General features: G+C 64.3%; 4 protein-coding genes and 1 pseudogene. 1 reads left to right on the top strand and 4 read right to left on the bottom strand.

Features of this window, described 5'->3' with window-relative positions:
• Window positions 1-92: 92 nt before the first annotated feature.
• Both choX and betC read right to left on the bottom strand, forming a co-directional pair.
• Window positions 93-1,022 carry a choline ABC transporter substrate-binding protein gene (gene choX, locus ACQKPE_RS25750; RefSeq protein WP_427669509.1) on the bottom strand — a complete coding sequence of 310 codons (930 nt, stop codon included), beginning with the start codon at window positions 1,020-1,022 and terminating at the stop codon, window positions 93-95.
• Window positions 1,023-1,036: 14 nt separating this feature from the next.
• Window positions 1,037-2,554 (bottom strand): choline-sulfatase, encoded by a 1,518-nt coding sequence (gene betC, locus ACQKPE_RS25745; RefSeq protein ID WP_427669507.1) that lies wholly within the window; start codon window positions 2,552-2,554, stop codon window positions 1,037-1,039.
• A gap of 110 nt (window positions 2,555-2,664) precedes the next feature.
• Between betC and ACQKPE_RS25740 the strand changes: the two genes are divergently transcribed.
• Window positions 2,665-3,564: a choline sulfate utilization transcriptional regulator gene (locus ACQKPE_RS25740; protein ID WP_427669505.1), complete on the top strand. Its 900-nt coding sequence runs from the start codon at window positions 2,665-2,667 to the stop codon at window positions 3,562-3,564.
• A gap of 87 nt (window positions 3,565-3,651) precedes the next feature.
• On the opposite strand, the gene trpA is transcribed toward ACQKPE_RS25740, so the two are convergent.
• Together trpA and ACQKPE_RS25730 are read right to left on the bottom strand one after the other, a co-directional pair.
• The gene (trpA, locus tag ACQKPE_RS25735) at window positions 3,652-4,461 is read right to left on the bottom strand and encodes a tryptophan synthase subunit alpha (protein WP_427669504.1); all 810 of its coding nucleotides are present in this window, start codon (window positions 4,459-4,461) and stop codon (window positions 3,652-3,654) included.
• Window positions 4,458-5,027: pseudogene (locus tag ACQKPE_RS25730) on the bottom strand (hypothetical protein); the annotation flags it as partial. The gene trpA and the pseudogene ACQKPE_RS25730, both read right to left, overlap by 4 nt.

Here is a 5,027-nt window from a genome sequence, read left to right as displayed (position 1 = left end):
GCCCGCGAAGAAAACACCGCGGAGCATGGCACCGGCGTTGCCGGTGTTCGCGGGCAAGCCCGCTCCTACAGGGGTTAGCGTTGTGTGAGCGATCAGAGTTTAGCTTTGACGGCCCCTTGGGCATCCCCGCCGGCTTTGGTGGTTACCCCTGCCAACCAACCATCCAGCAACTGCGGGTTGGCTTTGACCCAGGCCTTCGCCGCATCATCGAAGCTCACTTTCTTATCCACCACCTCGGACATGATCGCGTTCTCCATCTCCAGCGAGAATTTCAAGTTGCCCAGCAACTTCGCAGCGTTCGGGCAGGCCTGTGGATAACCATTACGCACCAAGGTATACACATCACCCTTGCTGCCAAACCATTTCTCGCCGCCGGTGAGGTAGTGCATCTTCAGTTTCACGTTCATCGGGTGCGGGGTCCAGCCGAGGAAGGTGATGAACTGCTGCTTCTGCACCGCGCGCTGTACCTGGGCGAGCATCGCCTGCTCGCTGGACTCCACCAGCTTCCACTGGCCCAGGTCGAATTCGTTCTTGTCGATGATTTCCTTGAGCGACAGGTTGGCCGGGGCGCCCGAGCCAATGCCATACAGCTTCTTGTCGAACTTGTCGGCGTGCTTTTGCAGGTCGGCGAAATCCTTCACGCCGGCGTTCCACACGTAGTCGGGCACCGCCAGGGTGAACTCGGTGCCTTCCAGGTTGCGGGCCAACTGCTTGACGTCGCCATTTGCGATGAACTTGTCGTGGAAGCCCTGCTGGGCAGGCATCCAGTTGCCGAGGAAGGCGTCGACGCGCCCATCCTTGAGGCCGCCGTAGATGATCGGAACAGCCAGGCTGTCGATCTTCACCTGGTAACCCAGGCTTTCCAGCAAAAGCTTGGCGATGGCATTGGTGGACGCGATATCGCTCCAGCCGGGGTCGGCCATCTTCACGGTGCTGCATTGCGCGTCGCTGTCGGCGGCGTGGGCCGCGGTGCCGCCCAGACTCAGGGCCAGGGCGATCAGGGCTGTGGAGAACTTGGTCATTGCGGCCTCTCTACTCAATCCATGGATGCGGGCTGTGGGTAACGTGCCTTGCGCTCGAGGTCGTCGAGATCGATATGGTTGCGCATGTACTGCTGGCTGGCGTCCACCAGGGGTTGGTGGTCCCAGCTTTTCAGTGTGCCGATGGCCAGTGCCTCGGCCACCAGGCGGCGCCGCCGCTGGCTGGCCAGTACCTGCTCGCGCAGGGTGGGGATATCCCAGCGTTGGAGGGCTTCATCGACGAATGCCTGCAGCAGCGCCTGGTGGTCCGGGCTGCCGGTGAGGTTCTCCCGCTCGTGCGGGTCGCGGCTCAGGTCATAGAGTAGGCATGGGTCCTCTTCGCTGTACACGAACTTGTAGGGGCCACGGCGAATCATCATCAGCGGGCCGACGGTGCCTTCGGCCATGTATTCACCGATCACCTCGTCATGCCCGCCCTGCCCTTGCAGGTGGCCGAGCAGCGAGCGGCCGTCCAGGTGCAGGCTTGGCTCGACGCTGCCACCGGCCACTTCCACCAGGGTCGGCAGCAGGTCGCAGGTGGAGACGCTGGCTGCCACCCGCGCCGGGGCGAAGCGCTTGGGCGCGTGCACCAGCAACGGCACCCGCGCCGACATCTCGAACCAGTGCATCTTGTACCAGAGCCCGCGCTCGCCAAGCATGTCGCCGTGGTCACCGGAGAACACGATCAGCGTGTCGTCGGCCAGGTCGCATTCTTCCAGGGTTTGCAGCAGTTGGCCGATGTTGTCGTCGATGTAGCTGCAGGCGCCGAAGTAGGCGCGGCGGGCGTCGCGAATCTTATCCACAGGCAGGGGCTTGTCCCACAGGTCGTAGACCTTGAGCAGGCGCTGGGAATGGGGGTCTTGCTCGTGCTGGGCGAGGGTGTCGCGTGGCATCGGGATATCCACACCCTCGTAGCGATCCCAGTAGCGCTTGGGAATGGTGTAGGGGTCGTGGGGGTGGGTCATGGATACGGTCAGGCAGAATGGCCGGCCATCGTCTTCGCGTACGTGGTCGTAGAGGTACTGACGCGCCTTGAACACCACTTCCTCGTCGAAATCCAGCTGGTTGGTGCGCACGCAGGGCCCGGCCTGCAATACCGAAGACATGTTGTGATACCAGCTCGGGCGCTCGTCGGGGGCGTCCCAATTCACGGCCCAGCCGTAGTCGGCGGGGTAGATGTCGCTGGTAAGACGTTCCTCGTAGCCATGCAACTGGTCGGGGCCGCAGAAGTGCATCTTGCCCGACAGCGCGGTGCGGTAACCGAGGCGGCGCAGGTAATGGGCGTAGGTGGGCACGTCGGCGGGGAAGTCGGCGGCGTTGTCGTAGGCGCCGATGCGGCTGGGCAACTGGCCGCTGACCAGGGTGAAGCGCGAGGGTGCACACAGCGGGCTGTTGCAGTAGGCGGCGTCGAACACCACAGCCTGTTCGGCGAGCTTGGCCAGGTGCGGCATCTTGATCGGCGATGGGCCGTAGATCGGCAACAGGGGCGCGGCCATCTGGTCGGCCATGATGAACAGGATGTTGGGGCGCTTCATGTCTGCCTTCCATCGTCGAGGATTATGGATAACCGCTTGCGAACGAGAATGCGACTGTGGATAACATGGGTAAAGCCCATGGCGGGCAATGACTGGGATTAGCCACGCTTATGTTCGAGCACCTTGCCGAGTTGTCGCTGGATACCTTGCGTGTGTTCGAGGCCGCCGCCCGTTTGCGCGGTTTCACGGCGGCGGCGCTGGAGCTGGGCACCACGCAGCCGGCGGTGAGCCAGCAGGTGAAGCGACTGGAAGCGCAGTTGGGCACGCGTCTGTTCGACCGGATTTACCGAGGCATCGAGCTGACCGAGGCCGGTCAACTGCTGTTCGAGCAGGTGCACCAGGGCTTGCAGGCCATGGACGACGGCATCGCCCAGGCCTGCGGGCGCGGCCAGCGCGAGGTGTTGCAGGTGGCCACCGATTTTGCCTTCGCCGCGTTCTGGCTGATGCCCCGGCTGCAACGCTTCCATGAGGCTTATCCACAGGTCGACGTGAGCCTGGTGACCGGCGAACGCAGCCAGGGCATGTTGCGCCCGGATATCGATGTGGCGGTGTTCTTCGGCGATGGGCGCTTTCACCAGGGCGAGAGCCGCTGGCTGTTCGATGAAGAGGTGTTTCCGGTGTGCAGCCCGCGCTTGGTGGAGGGGCAGGTCCTGTCGGCGCAGGCCCTTCAACGCTTGCCGTTGCTGCACTTGCGCGGCGAGCAGGCCAGCCGCTGGTTCGACTGGGCGGGGGTGTTCAAGGGGCTTGGCGTGACCAGCCCGCCGCCGCCGGGGCAGTTGCGTTTCGACAACTACACGTTGTTGATCCAGGCGGCGATTGCCGGCCAGGGCGTGGCCATTGGCTGGGGGCACTTGGTCGATGGGCTGGTGGAGCAGGGGTTGTTGTGTCGGCCGCTGGAGGGAAGTTTGCGATCGGAGCGCGGCTATTACGTGGTGTTGCCGCCGCGTAAGCGACGTGGAGCGTTGATCCAGCGGTTCGTTGACTGGCTGGAGCACGAGCGGGGTATTTGAGCGCCTATTCGCGGGCAAGCCCGCTCCTACAGAAACTACACCGAACCTTGTAGGAGCGGGCTTGCCCGCGAAGAAAGCGACGCGATATCAGCGACGAGCGCCGCGCACACCCTCGGCCAAGGCCGAGCACAGGCCCAGCACATCGCTAACCGCCTGGTCGGCGTCCTTGGCCTGGGCGATCTTGTCGACCAGCGCCGAACCCACCACCACGCCGTCGGACAGCCTGGCGATGGCCGCTGCCTGCTCTGGCGTGCGAATACCGAAACCGACGCTGATCGGCAAATCGGTATGGCGGCGCAGGCGCGCGATGGCTTCGGTCACATGCTCGGTGGTCGCCGAACCTGCGCCTGTCACACCCGCTACCGACACGTAGTAGACGAACCCGGAGCTGCGCTCGAGCACACGTGGCAGGCGGGCATCGTCGGTGGTCGGGGTGGTCAGGCGGATGAAGTCGATGCCCGCAGCCTGGGCCGGGGTGGCCAGTTCGGCGTCGTGCTCCGGCGGCAGGTCGACGATGATCAGGCCATCGACGCCGGCCTGCTTGGCCTCTGCAACGAACTGCTCGACGCCAAAGCGGTGGATCGGGTTGTAGTAGCCCATCAACACGATCGGTGTGGCCTGGTTGTCGATGCGGAACTCACGCACCATCTGCAGGGTTTTCGCCAGGGTCTGGCCGGCTTCGAGCGCACGCAGGGTGGCGAGCTGGATCGCCACGCCATCTGCCATCGGGTCGGTGAACGGCATGCCCAGTTCGATCACGTCGGCGCCCGCTGCGGGCAGGCCCTTGAGGATCGCCAGGGAGGCATCGTAGCCCGGGTCGCCTGCGGTGACGAAGGTGACCAGCGCCGAGCGGCCTTCGGTCTTCAGCTCGGCGAAACGTTGTTCAAGACGGCTCATGCCTGTTTCTCCTGGGCAGCCATGTGGTTCATCACGGTTTGCATGTCCTTGTCGCCACGGCCAGACAAGCACACCACCATCAGGTGGTCCTTGGGCAGGGTCGGCGCGCGCTTGATCGCCTCGGCCAGGGCGTGGGAGCTCTCCAGCGCCGGGATGATGCCTTCGAGGCGGCAAGTGGCGTGGAAGGCGTCGAGGGCTTCGTCGTCGGTGATGCTGACGTATTCCACGCGCTTCACTTCGTGCAGGTAGGCGTGCTCCGGACCGATGCCGGGGTAGTCCAGGCCGGCGGAAATCGAGTGGGCGTCGGTGATCTGGCCGTCGTCGTCCTGCAACAGGTAGGTGCGGTTGCCGTGCAGTACGCCAGGTACGCCGCCGTTGAGGCTGGCGGCATGCTTGTCGGTATGCACGCCATGGCCACCGGCTTCGACGCCGATGATCTGCACGCTTTGGTCTTCAAGGAAGTTGTGGAACAGGCCCAAGCCCATGTAGTCGCCGAAACCGGCCTTGGCATAGGCATACACACCGCCGTCCAGGTCGGGCTTGCGGTTGGCCAGGGTCTGGAACAC

Origin of the sequence: Pseudomonas sp. NPDC089554, from assembly GCF_050280645.1 — a bacterium.
Classification (GTDB): Bacteria; Pseudomonadota; Gammaproteobacteria; order Pseudomonadales; family Pseudomonadaceae; genus Aquipseudomonas.
Note: the sequence above shows the minus strand (reverse complement) of the source record. Positions and strands in the feature narration are given on the sequence as shown.

Coding starts and splice junctions, on each gene's coding strand:
- choX (WP_427669509.1), bottom strand. CDS start 1,022: ATGACCAAGTTCTCCACAGCCCTGATCGCCCTGGCCCTGAGTCTGGGC.
- betC (WP_427669507.1), bottom strand. CDS start 2,554: ATGAAGCGCCCCAACATCCTGTTCATCATGGCCGACCAGATGGCCGCG.
- ACQKPE_RS25740 (WP_427669505.1), top strand. CDS start 2,665: ATGTTCGAGCACCTTGCCGAGTTGTCGCTGGATACCTTGCGTGTGTTC.
- trpA (WP_427669504.1), bottom strand. CDS start 4,461: ATGAGCCGTCTTGAACAACGTTTCGCCGAGCTGAAGACCGAAGGCCGC.